Here is a 17,566-nt window from a genome sequence, read left to right as displayed (position 1 = left end):
TGTAATGGGCGCCTGCCCCCAGTTTATCGGAACAGGCTCCAGCTTCTACTTATCCTTTTTCCTTGTGATAAAGTAATTCCTCTTCCCTTTTTCAACAGTGTAGGTACTCGTTGTTCTTTCCATAATAAAGCTGAAGGTGTTGACCGTGCGTTTGGATATTCTTGATTCCAGCTTCTCTGTCCGATCATATTTGTATGTAAGATCTTTTTCAGCAGCATTCAGCTTAAAGCAATGTCCGCCACTCACATAAACGTTTGATAGATCATGATTTTCAGGCAAGATGGCTTCTACATGATGAAGAGCAAACCACACACACTCCTCCTGCCCCGGCGAAGTATGAGGAAACCAATACATGTTAATCTCTCCTGGAATTCGTACAGGCACTGCCTTGCATGGGCCAAGAATGGCTCTCGAACCGCTGATGGCCCCATTCAAGTCAAAGCCATAATACTTGAGGCTTTCATCAATAATCTCGACGGGTTTCATATCTACCTTAAACGTATAGTCACCTTCCAAAATAAGACTGTGGCATTCCCCATTATCATTAAACTGAGCTCTAATCGATTTCGTTTCAGGAACAATAATATATCTCCTTATTTGCGTTGCTTCCATCGTTAGTAAAAGCCTCCTTTTAATTTAACTATTTAAAAAATGAAATTTAAGGAGTATACTAACTTATGAGCTGGTATACTCCATCTCACTGAGACTCTCAGGCTTTCGTCTGCCAGGACCTGCCTGAGGGTTTTTATTTTGCTTCCAAATTACTCACCTCCTTTGAGACTTCAGCTGAGTGATCAATACCTTTTCACCAGATTGATACAGGACCCTTAGTTTCTTGCTGATGAACCAAAATTTGTAATACCCCTCTTCCCGAGGTCTATTATAGGCATTTTGTCTGATTATTGTAAATTATTTTTTTGATAAACTATGTCATTATCACTACTTTTTCTTAATTTTATTTATTTAGGCTGTTTCTATACTATTGACAAACTGGGGAAGAAAAAATATAATGTGCACTTAAATTATCTGGATTCAAAATATGACTGTTATTTGTGATGCATGTCACAAATAACACCTATCCTTTCATTTTTTAGCCATTGCCAGAAAAGTCTTGGATGAAGAAAAGAAATTTATTTTCTAATTTCGAATATTTTGTGAACTTCTTCCGTAAAACAAGTTGAGAATGAACAGAGATTCCATCTGGTCCGGCTCAATGATTTATAAATTCTAAAAAAAACACGTGCCCTATCTTAACAAGGCACGCATTTTTCATTTGCTTTTTAAGATTCTTCCCCTGTCTCTTCCATTGCATCCGGATAAATGATCTCATCAAATACCTCGCCTGTCGCCGCATCCTTAACCAAGATCTTTACTTCGTATTCCTCAGGATTCACCCCGTTGAATAGCTGATAAAACATTCCGGATAGTCCAAGTCCAAACACGGCAAATCCATCAAAGCTGTTTTCATAAGCTTCTCTTTCCACTTCTAAAGTAAACTCTGAATAGTCCTTGTTGTGCGAAACGGCTTTTACAGACGGATAATCTTCACCATTCTTCGTATCCGCAATGGTTTTTTGCAGCTCAGTTTCCATCTCCTTCATCATTTCCTTATGCTTACTCTTAGACATTTTATAAGTCGCTGAACCGTCATCATTCTTGGTGACTTTAATGCCTTCCTTTTCGGCCTCTGCAATGGAGCTATCCATATCTTCACCTTCGAACATGGAAGCTGGCAGCGTTACCTCTACATTTAACAGACCTTTATCCACTTTGACAGACTCGTTTTCATCTTCACTCTTCTTATCAGCTTCTTTTGGCGTTTCCTCCGTTCCTGTATCCTTTGTTTCCTCACTGCTGCATCCTGTGATGAACAAAAAGGCTGCCAATATCACCAGTCCTAAAAAGTGCTTGCTTCTCATAACTTTTTCCCCCTGTTATTAAAATTCTCTTGTTGAATACCAGTTAGTTGGTATATTCATATCTTATCAGGGAGGGGTATCAAAAAATCGGAATGGTTCTTGAATAATAGCTATGTTCATAAATAGTAAGTTTTACACTGATGGAATCATAGCAGATATTTTTGCTTTTTAGCGCATAAACATCAGTAACGAGCAGCAGAAAAGAGGGAGAGCCATGTCCTTTATCGGATTTGAACTTATAGCCAAAAGAGCATGGACCGTTTTGCCAGGCCACACTTTTTCAATGTCCGTCCTATGGAACAAAAAAATCCCTTCATCCATCGGAAGAGACATCTATCATGAAACTGGACTGATTCTCCCTGATAAAAGAATTGCAGCTACAGGGAGGATACACCATCTATCTGAAAATACAATCAATCACTATGAACCTTTACAAACAGCACCTTGTAAGCTTATTTGCCGGCCTGACTTTCTCCTGGATGATCTTAAAATTGAACTACTTGCGCAGAAGAAAGGGATTATGGAACCCTTTCATCAAACGGCCGTTCTTTTCTTATGGAGCGAGGAAAACAATCTTTTAAGCAAAACAGAGCTCCACCTGGATCCCCAATCAATTGAAAGGAACCCTCCAGATCAATATTTTATCGATCTATCTTTTTTACTGGGTAAAATTTAGACCTTATAATCAATCCTTAAAGCCATTTTTTCACCTTCACTCCGAGCATTAAACCAATATCGGTGTTAAGAAATAAACAATTAAAAAGGCTGTCAATATACGCATAACGATTCCTAATACAGCTGCTCCCAATGCTTCTTTTTCACTGAGGTCAGAATTAGCTGCCCAAATAACCGGGATTTGACCAAAGATTGTTGACAGGGGTAATCCCGATGACGCCAGCACGAAAGATCCAATCACCAAGCGTGGATCCAAAGAACCCGCAACTTCTGATAACTGGGCCATTGCAAGCGCCGGACTAGCCAAAATTGAAAGAATACCAGTCTCCGGGTGAATATTTAGAGCTAACAATACTGCTGATAAGCCGGACTCAAATTTTGACCAAATTCCGATATAGTCCAAAACGCCAATAGCAGCAAACACCACAGCGGCAGCCGGAATAATGAGAAGGAATAAAAGCTCTGCTCCCTCCCTGGCTGCATTAAATAATGTTGGAAGAAATCCAGTATTGGGTGTGAATTGAGGCAGCTTTGCAATTTGGACAGCTTTCGTATCCCGATAAATGGTTTTAGATAGAAGAAACGGGACTATAATGACAGGCATGAAAACAGCTAACACTACAACTACAAAGGCATTGGCCCCTACAGCCGTTAATGCAACCATGCCTAACATAAATGTAGCAAAGGATTGCTGAGATTGAACCATGGTTGCTACCGCTATTTTCTGCTCTGCTTTTGTTGCTCCCGAACGGATCAAAATCGGTCCGGCAATTTTTCCGGCAGCATTTATATCACCAAGAATATTATAAATACTCGGAATAATAACAGCTGAATTTACTTTCATCAGCTTTGTAACAGGGATAAATATCCGAATTAACGCGTCCGTAAATCCCAGCCTTTCCAGTACCCGGCCTAAAATGACACTAACAATAATGGAAACTCCTACCGTGCCGGTTAAAAATATCTCTACGATAACCGGGAAAACCTGATCGACAATGGAAGTAAATAACCCGGCTAATGTTCCTGGAGAGATTAACAATACCAACAGTGAGGCTATTACTAAACCAAGACCTACTACTTCGATTTGTGTCCATTTTCTGGTTAAAGGTATCGGGGTACCAGTCTCTTCTATTTCTATATTTTTTTGTACTAAGGATTTAACCTCGCTCATCTACCTGCACTCCTTTTCTATAACGTATGGACAGCCGTTTTTTTCAATAGATAACCAGCAGCCATTTCTTCTGCATATTTCTTTAAATGAGGTGATCCCATTTCATTTATGGACATGCTTGTCACACGTTCCCGGAAAACAACGACTTCAACACCAGGCAGCAGTCTGTCTAAGGCATAAGCTAAAGGTAAACCATTTTCGAGTATTTCTAACACATGACAGTTGCCAATAATAAAATTAACTCCTAACTCCTTAGCCGTTTCAATCAGGGGATGTCCATCATAAACCCGGCTAATGGAAGCGAGAACAGTGTCAGCTTCCGGGTGTTCTTTGATGACTTGCCGCAAATGATCAGGGGAAAATCCCGTATGCGGGAAAATGTGCACAATATTGTTCACAGGGCTGGTTTCTTCTCCAACAACAATTCTCCCGCGCGTCACCGTACTTGTTTCAACCAGAGATGAAGCAGTGCGAAGCTCCTTTTCAGTATGTAATAGATCATCTTCGTCCTGCAGACCCATATATTTATCTAACCGGGTTAAAATATCTCCGAGAGTGTTCACCTCTGGGATTACTTTTCCCACATATAAAATATTTCCGTGTACTCCTCCATAAGAAACCTCTGTCCGGTATACCTGATGGCCGTGCAAAAATGGGATGCCAGGATGTAAACCGTGGAAAGCTTCATGCAATTCAAATGCAGCTACGTTATATAAATCCAGATAGTTTTTCAAAATAACACCACCTGAATTAGCCGCTTCAGCTATCGGATGATGAGCAACAATGGCATCGACACCAGTAGCTCCGGCAAGTTCGATACTTCCTTCTGTCATTGTCATAGCAACGGCTATTTTTTTACTTCTTTTTTCATGTCACCATAGACAAGACCAGGCGTTTCGATAATCTCTTTTCCAGGAATGTTGGAAGACTTCATGAGGACAAAGGGATGCTCCCCTCTCGTTATATCATTTAGTGATTTAATCACTCTTCCTCCTGTAAGGTCATCCAGCGCAATCAATACATCTTCTACTGTTTTCATAATGTTGTTGCCTCCTTATTATTTTTGGCTCTTTTCGTATAAATTGTTGTTTTTCGCCTATCAATGTTGTCCGTTGATTTCCGCTCCAGGCTGCTCGCTTTCCGCGGGGCGGGCGTTGAGCCTCCTCGACGCTCCGCGTCTGCGGGGTCTCACCTGTCCCGCTACTCCCGCAGGACATTGAATATGCTTCCTCGAACAAACACCGCACGAAGAAAATGCGAATGCATTTTCGAGGATCTCGCACCTTCCGCTGCAATCAACTCAGCAAATAATATACAAAAAGCAACAAACCTTGCGAAAACAGCCTAATTTTTATAAAAAAACCGTCAGCACAAATCAAACAGACGCTAATCTGAAAGATTGTACTGACGGTTTTTATGCACTCTTAAGAGTTCAATGGACCAGTCATCACTATTTAGTTACCTGGAAATATAGGCACTTGTATCCCGATCCAGGGTAATGATAGTACCTGAAAGTTCAGTAACGGGATCATAGTCTTTTAAAATAGAAAGTACCTTCATTCCATATTTTTCTTCCAGGACATTCCTTAAGTGTTCCTTATAACTATCTATGATGGCAATGTCAGTCATTCGGGTTACAAAGCGATTAATCTCGTCCAAATGTTTAAGAGAAGGAATTCTCTTATGATAGGCGAAAATTAATATCTTATCCCCCAAAAAGTCGATTCTTTGACTTTTGACACCAATGTTAAACAAAAGAAGGTTAATATTGTTATAGTCCTTGATAAGTTCCTGTTTAAATGGGCCAGCAGTCCAACTCATTTACTCACACCATCTTTTTGAAATTTCAGAATCATTCGATAAATAGAATTTATCATAGTTAAAACTATCTGTAAAGTGTTTATATTAAAAATATAATTTACTAGATAAAATTTGCACCATTAAAACTCTTCCTTCAGAAACTACTCATTCCGCTATCATTTCCAGGTTATTATTTGTATACTTCATGAGAACTTTTCCCCTGATTACAACCATCTTTATACTTTCTAAATTACTCAGGCATTCAAGCGGATTTTCTTTAAGTAAAATCAGATTTGCCCTGTAGCCCTCTTTAATTTGCCCAACGTCATGTCCTAAAATTTTTCCGGCATTTACTGTTGCTGTTTTTAGCACCTCTTTCGCATCAGGAATCATTTCATTCATGGTATACAATTCATCCAGCAGCGCCCGGTGAGATGTACATGGTGAACCCGCATCTGAACCCGCCCCAATTACGATATTCCGGTTAAAGTAGGATTCAAATGCATTCCGATGAATGCTGACGATTTCCTCTGCTTTGTCTCTTGCATAAGAAGGGATCCCTTCCTGAGTAGCAATTTGCTTATAAACGAACAATGTTGGAAATCCAGGCGGTATTCCGTTCTTCCATTAAGGCAACTAGTTCATCATCCAGAAAATGGCCATGCTCAATCGTATCGACTCCCGCAAGTATCGAATTATGTATTCCATCACGGCCAATCGCATGGGACGCAACTTTGAGACCAAAACGATGCGCCTCATTACAGATGACTTCCTGCTCTTCCAGGCTAAGTTCCGCATTGCCGACCTGTTCCCCTTCTATTCTTCCGTAGACCCCGCCAGTAGAACTTACTTTAATCACTTCAGCACCTTTAAAAATTTGTTCGCGCACACCTTTTAGCGCCTCTTCCTTCCCATCGACAAATCTTGCCCAGAACGGATCATGCCCGCCTGTCATGGTTAATGTTTTTCCACTGGCTATGACATCAGGACCTGAAATGAGCCCCCTTTTGATCCCTTTTGCCACATGCAGAGCAATATCATCAATGGAGCCAATGTCCCTGACAGTTGTTATTCCGTGATGGAGATAGGTTTGACAATTGGCAACAGCCCTTATCAGCATCTGCTCATAGCCTTCTGTTTCGGAAGTTTGAACCGGATTCAATGAACCGTCCCACATCATATGAATATGTAAATCTATCAAACCTGGAGCTAGAAACCCTCCATTTCCATCGATGACTTTCACGGTGGCCGGCAGTTGGGATTCAGGGATAATATCTTTTATCAACCCATCCTTTATCAAAAGAGCTAAACCCTTCTTACATTCCAATTCTTCACCAAATAATAGCTGCACATTCGAAATTACAAACTCCATCACATGTTCCTCCTATCACTTTTAAAAGGAAGAAGTACAATACTTCTCCCTTTCTCGTTTGATATATGATTTAGAAAAGCAGCGACTCCATATCACACGGATATTCTGTAATTAATCGGCATCCATCAGATGTAATAAGAACAGTATCAGAGTGTCTAAAACCGCCAACCCCAGGTATATAAATCCCGGGTTCAATCGAGAATGCCATTCCTTCCTCTACCACATCATGATGGTCATAACGCAAAAATGGCTGCTCATGAGCTGATATACCTATTCCGTGTCCGGTACGGTGAATCGCATATTTTTCCAGTCCCGCTTTTTCAAACACTTCACGGGCAACACCATCTACCTCTGAAAATTTCACACCTGGCTTAATAAAATCAATCGCACGCTGCTGAGATTCTATCGCAGCCTGAAACGCTTTTTCCTGTTGGGAAGTCGGCTTTCCGACAATCACGGTTCTCTCTAACTCTGCTCGATATCCATTTAGCCCAACCTGTCTGCTGTGAATAATGACATCTCCCGCTTCAATTTTTCTTGTGTTGGAGAAGACGTGCGGCATGATGCTTCGTTTTAACCCAGAAGGTGACATAACCACAATATCAATAACTGAATCCGGATATTGGGCCGCAGTTACTTCAAACAGGGCCGCATTTCCCGCTGCATCTATTTCCATTTCTGTAGTTCCCGCTTGAATTTGCGCTAATGACTTGCTTACTGCAAGGTTCACTAATTGTCCGGCCTGCTCCAGCATGTGAATTTCATCTTCATCTTTGATAAATCGCATTTGATAAATGAATTGCCCGATGTCAACTACCTGATAGCCTGATACCTGAAGATAGAGAAGAACCTCACCAGGAATAAAGGCTAAATCCACACCAATTTTTGATGATTTAGGACTTTGTTTTACCAATGCACTTATATGCTCCATATGTGATGTCTCATCCCTGCCAGCATCAGGATGCTCATAATAGACCAGCACATCATCTGCATGTGAATGTTCCATTGCATGGGTTTCTTCAAGGCCAGGAACAATCATGGCTGTCTTTTCCTGTAAATGAAAGATGATGGGCCGTGAATAAATTAAAGCTTTAAAATTCGTTAAATAAAATTGATGGTCAGGATTAAAGACAAATACAGCAGAAATGGCTTGTTCTTTCATATACTCTTTTAATCGATTGATTCGTTTCGTTGAATTCACGCTTTCCAACTCCTTTTAAAATCCTTTTAGCTTGTATGATCTGTCGTAAGGTCTGCTGAGACATTTTTGTTTCTGGTTAACAGGCTGACAATAATGAGTGTTAAAACGGACAATGGCAAGGCAAACAGGACACTATTCCAATCTAAAGGCCGGTCAAGGCCGATTTCCCAGATCATAGTTGCAGACCCACCCACAATCATGGAGCTGATCACGCCTGCTTTTGTGGCATTCTTCCATAATACGGTTGCCAGAATGGCAGGAGTTAAGGACGCGCCATACATCGTATACGATTACATTTGGATGGCCAGGACACTTGGGAAGAATTGCCCTAATACATACGCAAGGACCCCTAAAATCACGACAATGACACGGTTGTACCATAGAAGTTTACTCTCTGATAGCTTGCTTTTACTTGAGCGCTGGATTAAGTCACTAACGATATTTCCTGATGCTGATAACAGATAAGAAGTGGCTGTTGTGATAATAAAGGCAACGGCTGAACAGAGAATAAGCAATCCGACTACAAGGGGGACACCATCGATCGCAAGGGATAAAATGGCTGTATCGGGTTTTATGTCCGGAAAAAGCACAATGGAGGTAGTTGCTAAGATGATGGTTAAACTAATGACAAACACACTGCCAACAAAAAATCCGATCGTGGATTTCCGGGCTACATTCGGATCTTTTGCAGCGGAAAATCGCTGGTACATGTTTTGATCACCCAAAACGAGTAAAAACAATGGCAGGAAGAAGCCGAGAAGCTGAGGAAATGATAAACCGCCATTCCAGGTCTTATTCATTTCAGGCAAAGATAGAGATAATCCTTCAAATCCCCCAACAGCATTCAATGCAAAGGGAACCCCAAAAAGAAAGCCAATGATAATGAGAATGGCACTAAGTGCATCCGTATACGCAACTGAAAATAGACCGCCGCTTACGGTTAAAAAGATAACCAGTGCACACATAATAATGGCTCCAACTTCCAATGGAATGCCGGTAGTTAATTGCAGCACATAGGCTCCGCCTGTAAACTGATAAGCTGTTATTCCGACAAAGGCAAAGATGATAATAACGGATGATATATAAAGTGCTGTTTTTCCAAAGCGCCGTTCCAAAAGATCTGGTACTGTATAGATTTCAATCTGGCGGATTTTAGAAGCTATAAAATACAGAATGATCGCTCCAACAATTCCGCCTGACAGATTAAAAATAGCGGCAAACGGTCCGTATTGGTAAATAAAGCTTGCTCCGCCGACGACAGTTCCAGAGCCGACAAACGTTGCCAGAAGAGTACCCATTACAACGAATAGAGGCAGACTTCGTCCTGCAACCATGAAATCATCACTGTTTTTCACCGATTTTTTTGCGAAATACACACCAATCAGCGCCATCAGGATCAGATAAAGAATGACTGCAACTAAATAAGTGTTCAATAAGCTCACTCCTTTTACTATTTTTATATAAGGCTGTGTGGAAGCTTAAAACAGATTTTATCCTGGAACAGTGAACCATGTTTCCTATTTAATGGTATCCAAGGGAGACCCCGCACTTGCAGAGCCCCGTTGCAGTTTCCGTTTCAGCATCGTGAAGACTTCAGCTGACCAAAACACCATTTTTCATAACCAGCTTGTCTCCCCGCAAACTATTTAAATCATTTAAAGGATTGCTGTCTACAATCAGCAAATCGGCAAACTTTCCTGGAGAAATACTGCCGCGCTGATCTTCAATCCCGAGACATTCAGCGGCAACATTCGTAGATGCTTTGATGACTTCCATTTCCGACATTCCCGCTTCATGCATAATCGCTAATTCATCATAATAATAGCGAGGCGGGGTTAATGGAGAGCCACAGTCAGTACCTGTCGCAATCTTCACTCCGATTTGAACAGCCTCCTGCAGCATCGAGAAATGCGGTCCCACTACCTGCTTCGCTTTCTCAAGAGCATATGCCGGAATGTCCGGGCTGCTAATAAGCTGTCTCATGACAGCCATTGTCGGCACTAAAAAGGTTCCCTGATTTTTCATGATTTCAAGAGCCTGACGATCTGCGTAAATTCCATGTTCAATTGTGTCAATCCCGACCTCTAAACAATTCATGATTCCTTCAATTCCATCTGCATGGGCGGAGACCTTCTTATTTTTCTTAAGTGCCTCTTCTTTTGCAGCACTCAGTTCTTCAATTGTTAATTGGACGGAACCAGGTTCTTCCCCTTTGGTATAAATACCGCCCGTTGCCATCACCTTCACCAGGTCCGCCCCTTCTTTAAGCACCCTTCTAGTATTCTTGCGGACTTCGTCCGGCCCGTCCGATTCATAGCCTAAATAATAAACATGTCCGCCTGTCATACAAATAGGTGCTCCAGAAGCAATAATGGTAGGTCCTGCAAGCAAGCCGGAATCAATGACATTCCTTACATGTAATACAGTGCGATCCGGTGCACCCAAATCTCTTACCGTAGTGACTCCTAATTTCAGTGTATCTAATGCATGCTTGTAGGCTTCTAAAGCGATTCTGTCATTTTCTTCGTTTTTTATGACAGATTGCGGGTCTGCACTGCCATTCCAAACGAGATGTACATGACAGTCAATCAGGCCGGGAAGTATATGTTTTCCGGTACAATCAATGACTTCAAACCCTTCTGTTTCACCTGGCTCCCCTCGCTGCACCTCTGTAATTTTCCCATTTTCAACCTTAATGTATGAATTCTCCACCACCTCATCATTTAGCCCGTCAATAATGCTGCCATTTATTAAGATCCATTTCGTGTTTGCCGGCATTGTAAAGCCCTCCTATTGTTTGATTATTCAAAATCATAACAATAGAAAGATTTTTTATCATTGTACACTACAAACAAAAAAGAGACAGTAATTTGTCTCTTTTAAACAATTCTATTGAAATGGATCTGCCTTCTGTTTATAGCTATGTATGGAAAATGCCAGCATCAGCATGGAATAATTGGATGGATTTTGAATATCTACTTGCATTATTTCGTATATTTTCTGCAATCTGTACTTTACCGTATTTGGATGCACAAATAATTCACCGCTCGATTTTTGCAGATTGAAAAAATGTTTTAAGTATGTATACAGCGTTTCAGTTAAGGAAGCATTTTTTTCCTGATCATAGGCAAACAATGGACCCAGTAATTCTTCATCAAAGTTTTGAAACAAGTGATGGGATTGTAAGTTATAGGCTATTTTTTCAATCCCCATCTCATCCCAAAACACCAATTGTTCATCATGGATTTGGCCATGCAGCAATCCAACAGATGATTGGTCATACATCGCTTTCAATTTACTGCAATGGTTCACCTCGTCTATCGCACTTACACCGATACGGATTCCTGGATAATCTGTCAGCATTTTTGCTAACCTGTCTCTGTCTAAAATCGAATCAATCACCCCGACAATTTTTCTGTTATAAATCCATAATCGGGAGTTTGTTTCATTTTCTATTAAACTCTCAGAAAGCATTTGAAGTTTTGACTGAAGTGTTTCCGGAGAGGAGGATTGCACCTGGAAAATGCATCTTACCTTCTTAAGATCCATATAAAAGTCAGATAGACTCTTATCATCGGACTCACCTTGAAAAATACCTTCAAGCATTTCGCTATCTTTGCTTTTTTGATAGTGGAGCAATGTATTTTTATTATAGGCAGCTAAGCTTAAAGCACGAATACCATTCTTAATGACCTCTTCTGAATACTTATCGGTTGTTCCATTTTGACAAATAATCAGATAACCAAGAAAGTTCATCTTAGAAAACAGCGGGGCTACCTTGAAATTCTGTTCAGCAAGACCATCCATTTTCACTGCTATATTGGTTTCACGATTGGTGAAGCGCACTTTTAACACGTTCTCTTTATGCTGGTTTATGATTAAATTAATCAGGTGCTTAATCTCATCTCTGGTTTGCTCTTTCGTCTTCCAATATGCCATCAAATCAAAATACGGATCTAATACGCACACAACATTGTTTATATATTCTCCTATTACTTTTACAATCGAATTTAAATCCTTTTCCAGCAGAACAATTTCCATCAGTTTTTCATTTAATTTATGGATTTTCGAAGCCTGTTCATTTTCCCTTTGATTAACTAGCTTATTGTATTTTTCGTGGATGATATAGTAAGGGACCTCTTGGGGGATTTCAAAAAGCGGGAAAGAATGGGTATGGGAGTAATCAATAACTTCCTTTGGAATTGTTTTCAATGCTGCTGTATGAAAACCAATTGCACTGATTCCGATCTCCTGCATCCATTCTAAATGGCTAATCATTTGATTCACATCTTTAAATGCATGAAACGTAGTCATAACAAACCCTTTTTCTTTCATACGGGATGTTTTTTCTGTAAGCTCCATGCTGGTTAAATAGGCAATCTCTCTATTCATATTTTGCCTGCCGCCGCTCACCAGCAAAATATGATCCCTTTCTAACACATCAGCAAAGTCTTTGACTGTAATCATAAGATTCCCCCTTTGGATAAATACTTATCTATGAATTTCTTATTTCTTTCAATAGTTAGATAATATTATAAAGGCAACTTATGATAAATAAAATGGATAAAACCTACTGAACATGTATGGGGTACAGCATTTGGCTGTACCCCATTATTAAGACCGCTCAATCATTTACCGAATGAAGTACCCCACAAGAATCGACCCGGCACTATACACCAGCAATAAAGCCATTATCATATTAAACTGATTTCTATACTTCGCCAGGAAGGATTGAAAAATCGATCCAAAAACACTCCAGCAAAAGGTGCTCAGGAAACCAACAAATGCAAGGAAAATGGAAAAGAATATCAGACTCGTATGTGAGGTATGGTATGGAAGGATAAAGGTTGATATCACTGTAACCCCATATAAGATCCCCTTTGGATTAATAAATTGTAAAAGCATCCCGATAAAAAAGCCGTTATGCTTATCATCATTATTGTTCTGGTCATCCGATTTACTTGTCATGATTTTATAAGCCAAAAACAGCATATAAATGACCCCAATGATGGTCATGATTAATTCAACCCTTGGAATGAATTGATGAAGCAATAGATTAAAATAGCTGCAAAGTATCATTATGACAAAGAACCCTGCGCTTACGCCCAAACAAAATCGAATCGTATTTCTTAAACCGAACCGGTTAGCGAATACCATGGCCATAATATTGTTTGGACCTGGTGTAAAGCTGGTAACAAAAACATATAAGAAAAAAGATAATAAAGACACAGCTGCTTTCCTCCTCTGTTTGTGTGTTATAATGTACAGAAACGACAATATAACGATTTACTACATATTGTATATTATGGACGTTATATTGTACAGATGAAAGGAATGCAGCTATGGAGGAAATTCATTTAATTCTGGCTAAAAATTTAAAAGCATTTCGGGAAAACAAAAAATTAAGTTTAGAGAAGGTGGCCGAATTAACGGGAGTAAGCAAAACGATGATCGGCCAAATTGAACGGGGCGAATCAAGCCCTACGATCACAACCATCTGGAAGATTGCAAATGGTCTAAAGATCTCTTTTACCTCCCTGATTAATCATCCTCAGCCGGATACTCAAGTTGTTTTAAAGAAGGAAATTCAGACATTATCAGAGGATCATGGCAAGTATCGGGTATACCCTTACTTTCCTTTCGAAAACGATAAGCGATTTGAAGTGTACACCGTCGAAATTGACAAAGGCGGATACCTTAGCGCTGAACCACATATCGAGGGAACCGAAGAGTTGATTGTGGTCTTTGATGGGGAAATAACCATACGGGTTAATAACGATGAATATACATTAAAAAGCGGTGACTCCATCAGATTCAAAGCGGATAGGCCCCATACCTATCATAATTCAGGGAAGTCTTTGGCACGTGTCAGTATGATTTTATTTTATCCGGCAGAATAAATGCGTTGCTATGATTGGCGTAAATCCAACTGAAAGCTTAAATTGACAAACCCTTCCGCACAAAAAGCAGCCTCCCGGGGCTGCTTTCCTTTTGTCTTTCTCATAGTGTGTATCTAACCAATAAAGTGTGTATTCTAAGGTTTTTCCAGTAATAGCGCAATTCCTGCCCACCGCCTATACAAAGTGACCCAAGCCCATATTTCACATTCCCCTTCATTCATCTCCAGCGCCAGAGAATAACTAATTCGGGCTCCATTCGTTCCAACTGGATGTCCCAGCGATTGCGCCACTATTCACATTGACGACTTCCTAATCCAATTTCAATTCTTTGATTACGGCTAATGATTGTATATAGGAATCGGTTAATGTTCCCCACAGCATATCATCAACCGGTTTGATAAAGAAAAGCTTACTGGTTTGCTTAACGTTGTGTAAGTGACATTATAATTGGTTGGATATAAGGTCCTGCCATTTACTAAACCTTCGCCGTATATAAAAGAAAGCAAAAATCAATTTTTCAGTCCATTAACACTCCTAATCTTTCCGGATTTTTGGTATATTAACAGATGAGAATATTTGGAAGGGGAGAAAAGAATGAATGAACTAGTGTTTAAACAGTTTGAGAAGACAAGAGGTTATTTTATTAAAAAGATCGAGTCCGTATCAAAGGATGTAGCAAGTATACAGCCAGACGGTTTTAACAACACGATCCATTGGCATATTGGCCATGTATTAACGGTCTGTGAACAGTTTATGTTCGGCTTTCCCCGCAAAACGACCCATATCCCTGCAAACTATATTGAATTATTTGGAAACGGTACTAAGCCAGCTGATTGGAAAGGTGATATACCTGAAGCAGATGAGCTCATTATCCAGCTGAAGGATCAATTGGCCCGGATCCAGCAAATTCCAGCTGGACGGTTAAATGAAAAGCTGGATAAACCATTTCTGGGACTTGAAACCTTTGGTGAATTAGCCGAATTTGCGTTATTTCATGAGGCAAACCATTTGGGGCATATTCAAGCGATGGAACGGGTTATTCATCATACAGGAGTAAAGAACTAAAAAAGGAAAGATCATTTTAATTTTAGTCCTAAAAGTGACAAAGGGTGCCCATCATATTACGTATATCACCATTGGGCATCCTTTCTTATCTAAATCTACTCTCTCGTCCCCAGAACATCTGTATTTGGCGGTTCATACCCTAACTGGCGGGCCATCGCCATTATCTGTCCTTTGTGATGGTATTCGTGAGTGACAGTATGCATGAACAGTTTTCGAGGAGTCATTGAAATCTCCTCCATTGATTCTCTCCAAGGAATAGGCTGCACGATTGACTCATCCATTTTTTGAGAAAATGACTCAAGAACTTCATACACATAAGCATCTGCTTGTTCAAACAGTGTCCTGATTTCCTCGATACCGATTGTCGGAATGTTTTCTCTAGGCGTGATAGGCTCCTTCGTTTTTAATAAAACAAATGATCCTAGCCAGCCATGATAACAATTCGCTATATGAACAAGTGTGTCACGCACACTCTGCCAGCCGAATCCCATTTCACACGTAAAATCTTTTGGATCCATTTTACTGCAAAAGTCCAAGAGCACTTCTCGATTCTCTTTGACCCATTCATATTCCTTCCGCTCCATTGTATCCATCCTCTTTTCTTTCTACTCTTTACTTTGCCTGGAACCCTGGACTTTTCGAATATAGATGATCTGTCCAATATGATAAGTGTTATGTGAGCACAAATTTGATAACGCCCCCCACCAAAGCGCGTCTACAGGAAAATGGGGGATTTATTCATGCAATTTTGATTCCGTGGCTGCCTCAATCTCATTTTGCCACTAAGCTGATCCCTCGTCTAATCGTCGTACAAGATCTTGCCATTTCATTTCGGTAAAACCTTCAGCAGAAACCAAAAACACTTAAACGGCCTTAGCCCTATGGAATAGAGCTAAAGCTGCCTAAAGCTTTTTTAATATTTCCATGTCTACTTGACAGGGGTCACATGAAAATGCATTACTAAACTGAGGGACAGGCACTCATTACTGCTCCTTTTCCTTAAAAAACAATTGTTTTGTTTTCATGAACAATAATCCGGTCTTCTAAATGCCATTTAACCGCTCTGGCAAGAACACTTCGTTCAATAGAACGTCCGCTCTTTTTTAAATCATCTATATGATCCCGGTGGTCAACACGCTTGATATCTTGTTCAATGATTGGTCCTTCGTCAAGATCGTTTGTAACATAATGAGACGTTGCCCCAATTATTTTTACCCCGCGCTGATGGGCTCGATCATATGGCCTCGCACCAACAAATGCAGGAAGGAAAGAGTGATGAATATTAATAATCTTGAATGGATGAGCCCCAACAAAGGCTGGCGTCAAAATTTGCATATATCTTGCTAAGATGATTAAGTCAATATCAAATTCTTTTAAAAGCTGCAGCTGTCTTTCTTCAACTTCAACTCTATTTTCTTTACTTGCTGGAATGTAAAAGAATGGAATATGCAAGGATTCTGCAATTTGTCTTGCTTCCTCGTGGTTGCTCACAATAAGAGCGATGTCGGTAAGCAAATCACCACTTTGCCATTCCCATAACAGCTCACGTAAACAATGAAGTTCTTTTGATACGAAAATAGCTGTCTTCTTCAATTCATAAACAAATGCTAATTTCCATTCCATTGAAAATGTTTCTGCGATTTCCTTAAATTGACTCTTCAACTCTTCTTCCTTCGACTGTAAACCAGGACATTCAAACTCGATTCGTATAAAAAAGGTTCCACCCTCTGGATTTGTCGAATATTGACTCGATTCAATAATATTAGCATCATGCTGGAACAGAAACCTGGATACAGCAGCCACAATGCCCGGTTGATCAGGACAATTGATAAGCAGCCGCCCTCTGTTTTTTTGACTTTCTCTAAATACTTGAAGTTGTTCTTGAATAGATGAATTCATATGAATCTCCTTTTTTAATTTTAATAACTATAATAGACTTATTGTTTTGGATTTAAAAGCATATTTTTATTATAAAGTTATTTATTTGGGTTTATGGGATAGTAAACATGGAGTAAAGCTGAAATCTTGGTGCCAGCCCTTTCAATGGAATGGACAGACATTGCATTTCTTCGAGTGGAATGTCTACGAAAGAGCTACTCGAAGAAGCGGCAGCTCTTTTTTATCTAAAAGATTGTTGTTTTTTATGATTTTGTGATTAAAAAACAAAGAGTGAGGAGAGGTTGATTTCCGCTCCAGGATGCTCGGCGAACCACGGGGCGGGCGGTGTTCCTCCTCGGCTCGCAGCGCCTGTGGGGTCTCACCTGTCCCACTCCTCCCGCTGGAGTCTCAACCTACCTTATTTTTCTTTGTTAAAAAAGAAACAAATTTTGCGAAAACAGCCTTAAAGCTTAATAGGTTAATGATTGGATTCGACCTTACAGAGAAGGGACCGTGTCTATCCTGCAAATAATAAAGGTGCCCTACTACGGTGAGTGAATTCTTAAACACACCGAGAGTTTTGCA

Annotated in this window: 19 protein-coding genes and 1 pseudogene; 3 read left to right on the top strand and 17 right to left on the bottom strand. The window is 40.1% G+C overall.

The window, feature by feature from the left end; all coding sequences use genetic code 11:
- Window positions 1-45: 45 nt before the first annotated feature.
- Both M5V91_RS05190 and M5V91_RS05185 read right to left on the bottom strand, forming a co-directional pair.
- A complete protein-coding gene (locus M5V91_RS05190) occupies window positions 46-612 on the bottom strand; it encodes a competence protein ComK (RefSeq protein WP_284521830.1) in 567 nt (188 codons plus the stop codon).
- 668 nt (window positions 613-1,280) lie between these two features.
- Window positions 1,281-1,919 carry a hypothetical protein gene (locus M5V91_RS05185; protein WP_284521829.1) on the bottom strand — a complete coding sequence of 213 codons (639 nt, stop codon included), beginning with the start codon at window positions 1,917-1,919 and terminating at the stop codon, window positions 1,281-1,283.
- 214 nt (window positions 1,920-2,133) lie between these two features.
- Here M5V91_RS05185 and M5V91_RS05180 point away from each other — a divergent pair, with 214 nt between their 5' ends.
- Window positions 2,134-2,595, top strand: coding sequence for a hypothetical protein (locus tag M5V91_RS05180; protein WP_284521828.1), 462 nt, complete (start codon window positions 2,134-2,136; stop codon window positions 2,593-2,595).
- A 48-nt stretch (window positions 2,596-2,643) separates the two neighbouring features.
- On the opposite strand, the gene M5V91_RS05175 is transcribed toward M5V91_RS05180, so the two are convergent.
- The 12 genes from M5V91_RS05175 to M5V91_RS05120 all read right to left on the bottom strand — a co-directional run bounded on the left by M5V91_RS05175 (window position 2,644) and on the right by M5V91_RS05120 (window position 13,367).
- Window positions 2,644-3,765 carry a hypothetical protein gene (locus M5V91_RS05175; protein WP_284521827.1) on the bottom strand — a complete coding sequence of 374 codons (1,122 nt, stop codon included), beginning with the start codon at window positions 3,763-3,765 and terminating at the stop codon, window positions 2,644-2,646.
- Window positions 3,766-3,782: 17 nt separating this feature from the next.
- Window positions 3,783-4,598, bottom strand: coding sequence for an NGG1p interacting factor NIF3 (locus M5V91_RS05170; RefSeq protein WP_284521826.1), 816 nt, complete (start codon window positions 4,596-4,598; stop codon window positions 3,783-3,785).
- A gap of 14 nt (window positions 4,599-4,612) precedes the next feature.
- Window positions 4,613-4,804, bottom strand: coding sequence for a hypothetical protein (locus M5V91_RS05165; RefSeq protein WP_009333911.1), 192 nt, complete (start codon window positions 4,802-4,804; stop codon window positions 4,613-4,615).
- A gap of 419 nt (window positions 4,805-5,223) precedes the next feature.
- Complete coding sequence (locus M5V91_RS05160) at window positions 5,224-5,586, bottom strand: Na-translocating system protein MpsC family protein (RefSeq protein WP_009333910.1); 363 nt, start codon at window positions 5,584-5,586, stop codon at window positions 5,224-5,226.
- A gap of 144 nt (window positions 5,587-5,730) precedes the next feature.
- Window positions 5,731-6,159: an amidohydrolase family protein gene (locus M5V91_RS05155; protein WP_284521825.1), complete on the bottom strand. Its 429-nt coding sequence runs from the start codon at window positions 6,157-6,159 to the stop codon at window positions 5,731-5,733.
- Window positions 6,146-6,937: an amidohydrolase family protein gene (locus tag M5V91_RS05150; protein ID WP_284521824.1), complete on the bottom strand. Its 792-nt coding sequence runs from the start codon at window positions 6,935-6,937 to the stop codon at window positions 6,146-6,148. The genes M5V91_RS05155 and M5V91_RS05150 overlap by 14 nt, the downstream gene beginning before the upstream one ends.
- A gap of 70 nt (window positions 6,938-7,007) precedes the next feature.
- Window positions 7,008-8,138 (bottom strand): M24 family metallopeptidase, encoded by a 1,131-nt coding sequence (locus M5V91_RS05145; RefSeq protein WP_284521823.1) that lies wholly within the window; start codon window positions 8,136-8,138, stop codon window positions 7,008-7,010.
- Window positions 8,139-8,164: 26 nt separating this feature from the next.
- Complete coding sequence (locus tag M5V91_RS05140; RefSeq protein WP_284521822.1) at window positions 8,165-8,419, bottom strand: hypothetical protein; 255 nt, start codon at window positions 8,417-8,419, stop codon at window positions 8,165-8,167.
- 9 nt (window positions 8,420-8,428) lie between these two features.
- Complete coding sequence (locus M5V91_RS05135) at window positions 8,429-9,571, bottom strand: sodium:solute symporter family protein (RefSeq protein WP_284521821.1); 1,143 nt, start codon at window positions 9,569-9,571, stop codon at window positions 8,429-8,431.
- Window positions 9,572-9,731: 160 nt separating this feature from the next.
- Window positions 9,732-10,916: a metal-dependent hydrolase family protein gene (locus M5V91_RS05130; RefSeq protein WP_009333905.1), complete on the bottom strand. Its 1,185-nt coding sequence runs from the start codon at window positions 10,914-10,916 to the stop codon at window positions 9,732-9,734.
- 111 nt (window positions 10,917-11,027) lie between these two features.
- Entirely contained in the window at window positions 11,028-12,605 is a 1,578-nt protein-coding gene (locus tag M5V91_RS05125; RefSeq protein ID WP_284521820.1) for a helix-turn-helix domain-containing protein, read from the bottom strand.
- A 165-nt stretch (window positions 12,606-12,770) separates the two neighbouring features.
- Window positions 12,771-13,367, bottom strand: coding sequence for a LysE family transporter (locus M5V91_RS05120; protein WP_284521819.1), 597 nt, complete (start codon window positions 13,365-13,367; stop codon window positions 12,771-12,773).
- A 113-nt stretch (window positions 13,368-13,480) separates the two neighbouring features.
- On the opposite strand from M5V91_RS05120, the gene M5V91_RS05115 reads away from it, so the two are divergent.
- Complete coding sequence (locus M5V91_RS05115; protein ID WP_251267020.1) at window positions 13,481-14,038, top strand: helix-turn-helix domain-containing protein; 558 nt, start codon at window positions 13,481-13,483, stop codon at window positions 14,036-14,038.
- Between the two features lie 594 nt (window positions 14,039-14,632).
- Window positions 14,633-15,103 carry a DinB family protein gene (locus tag M5V91_RS05110; RefSeq protein ID WP_019382243.1) on the top strand — a complete coding sequence of 157 codons (471 nt, stop codon included), beginning with the start codon at window positions 14,633-14,635 and terminating at the stop codon, window positions 15,101-15,103.
- Between the two features lie 95 nt (window positions 15,104-15,198).
- On the opposite strand, the gene M5V91_RS05105 is transcribed toward M5V91_RS05110, so the two are convergent.
- The 3 genes and pseudogenes from M5V91_RS05105 to purU all read right to left on the bottom strand — a co-directional run bounded on the left by M5V91_RS05105 (window position 15,199) and on the right by purU (window position 17,002).
- Window positions 15,199-15,687: a DinB family protein gene (locus tag M5V91_RS05105; RefSeq protein ID WP_217025638.1), complete on the bottom strand. Its 489-nt coding sequence runs from the start codon at window positions 15,685-15,687 to the stop codon at window positions 15,199-15,201.
- 21 nt (window positions 15,688-15,708) lie between these two features.
- Window positions 15,709-15,828, bottom strand: a pseudogene (locus M5V91_RS05100) (DinB family protein); the annotation flags it as partial.
- Between the two features lie 274 nt (window positions 15,829-16,102).
- On the bottom strand, window positions 16,103-17,002 hold the full coding sequence (gene purU, locus M5V91_RS05095) for a formyltetrahydrofolate deformylase (protein WP_217025637.1): 900 nt from the start codon (window positions 17,000-17,002) through the stop codon (window positions 16,103-16,105).
- Between the last annotated feature and the right edge of the window lie 564 nt (window positions 17,003-17,566).

Source organism: Cytobacillus pseudoceanisediminis (assembly GCF_023516215.1).
In the GTDB taxonomy this organism is placed as follows: Bacteria; Bacillota; Bacilli; order Bacillales; family Cytobacillaceae; genus Cytobacillus; species Cytobacillus pseudoceanisediminis.
The sequence above is the reverse complement of the archived record's forward strand: the minus strand, read 5'-3'. Positions and strand labels throughout refer to the sequence as shown.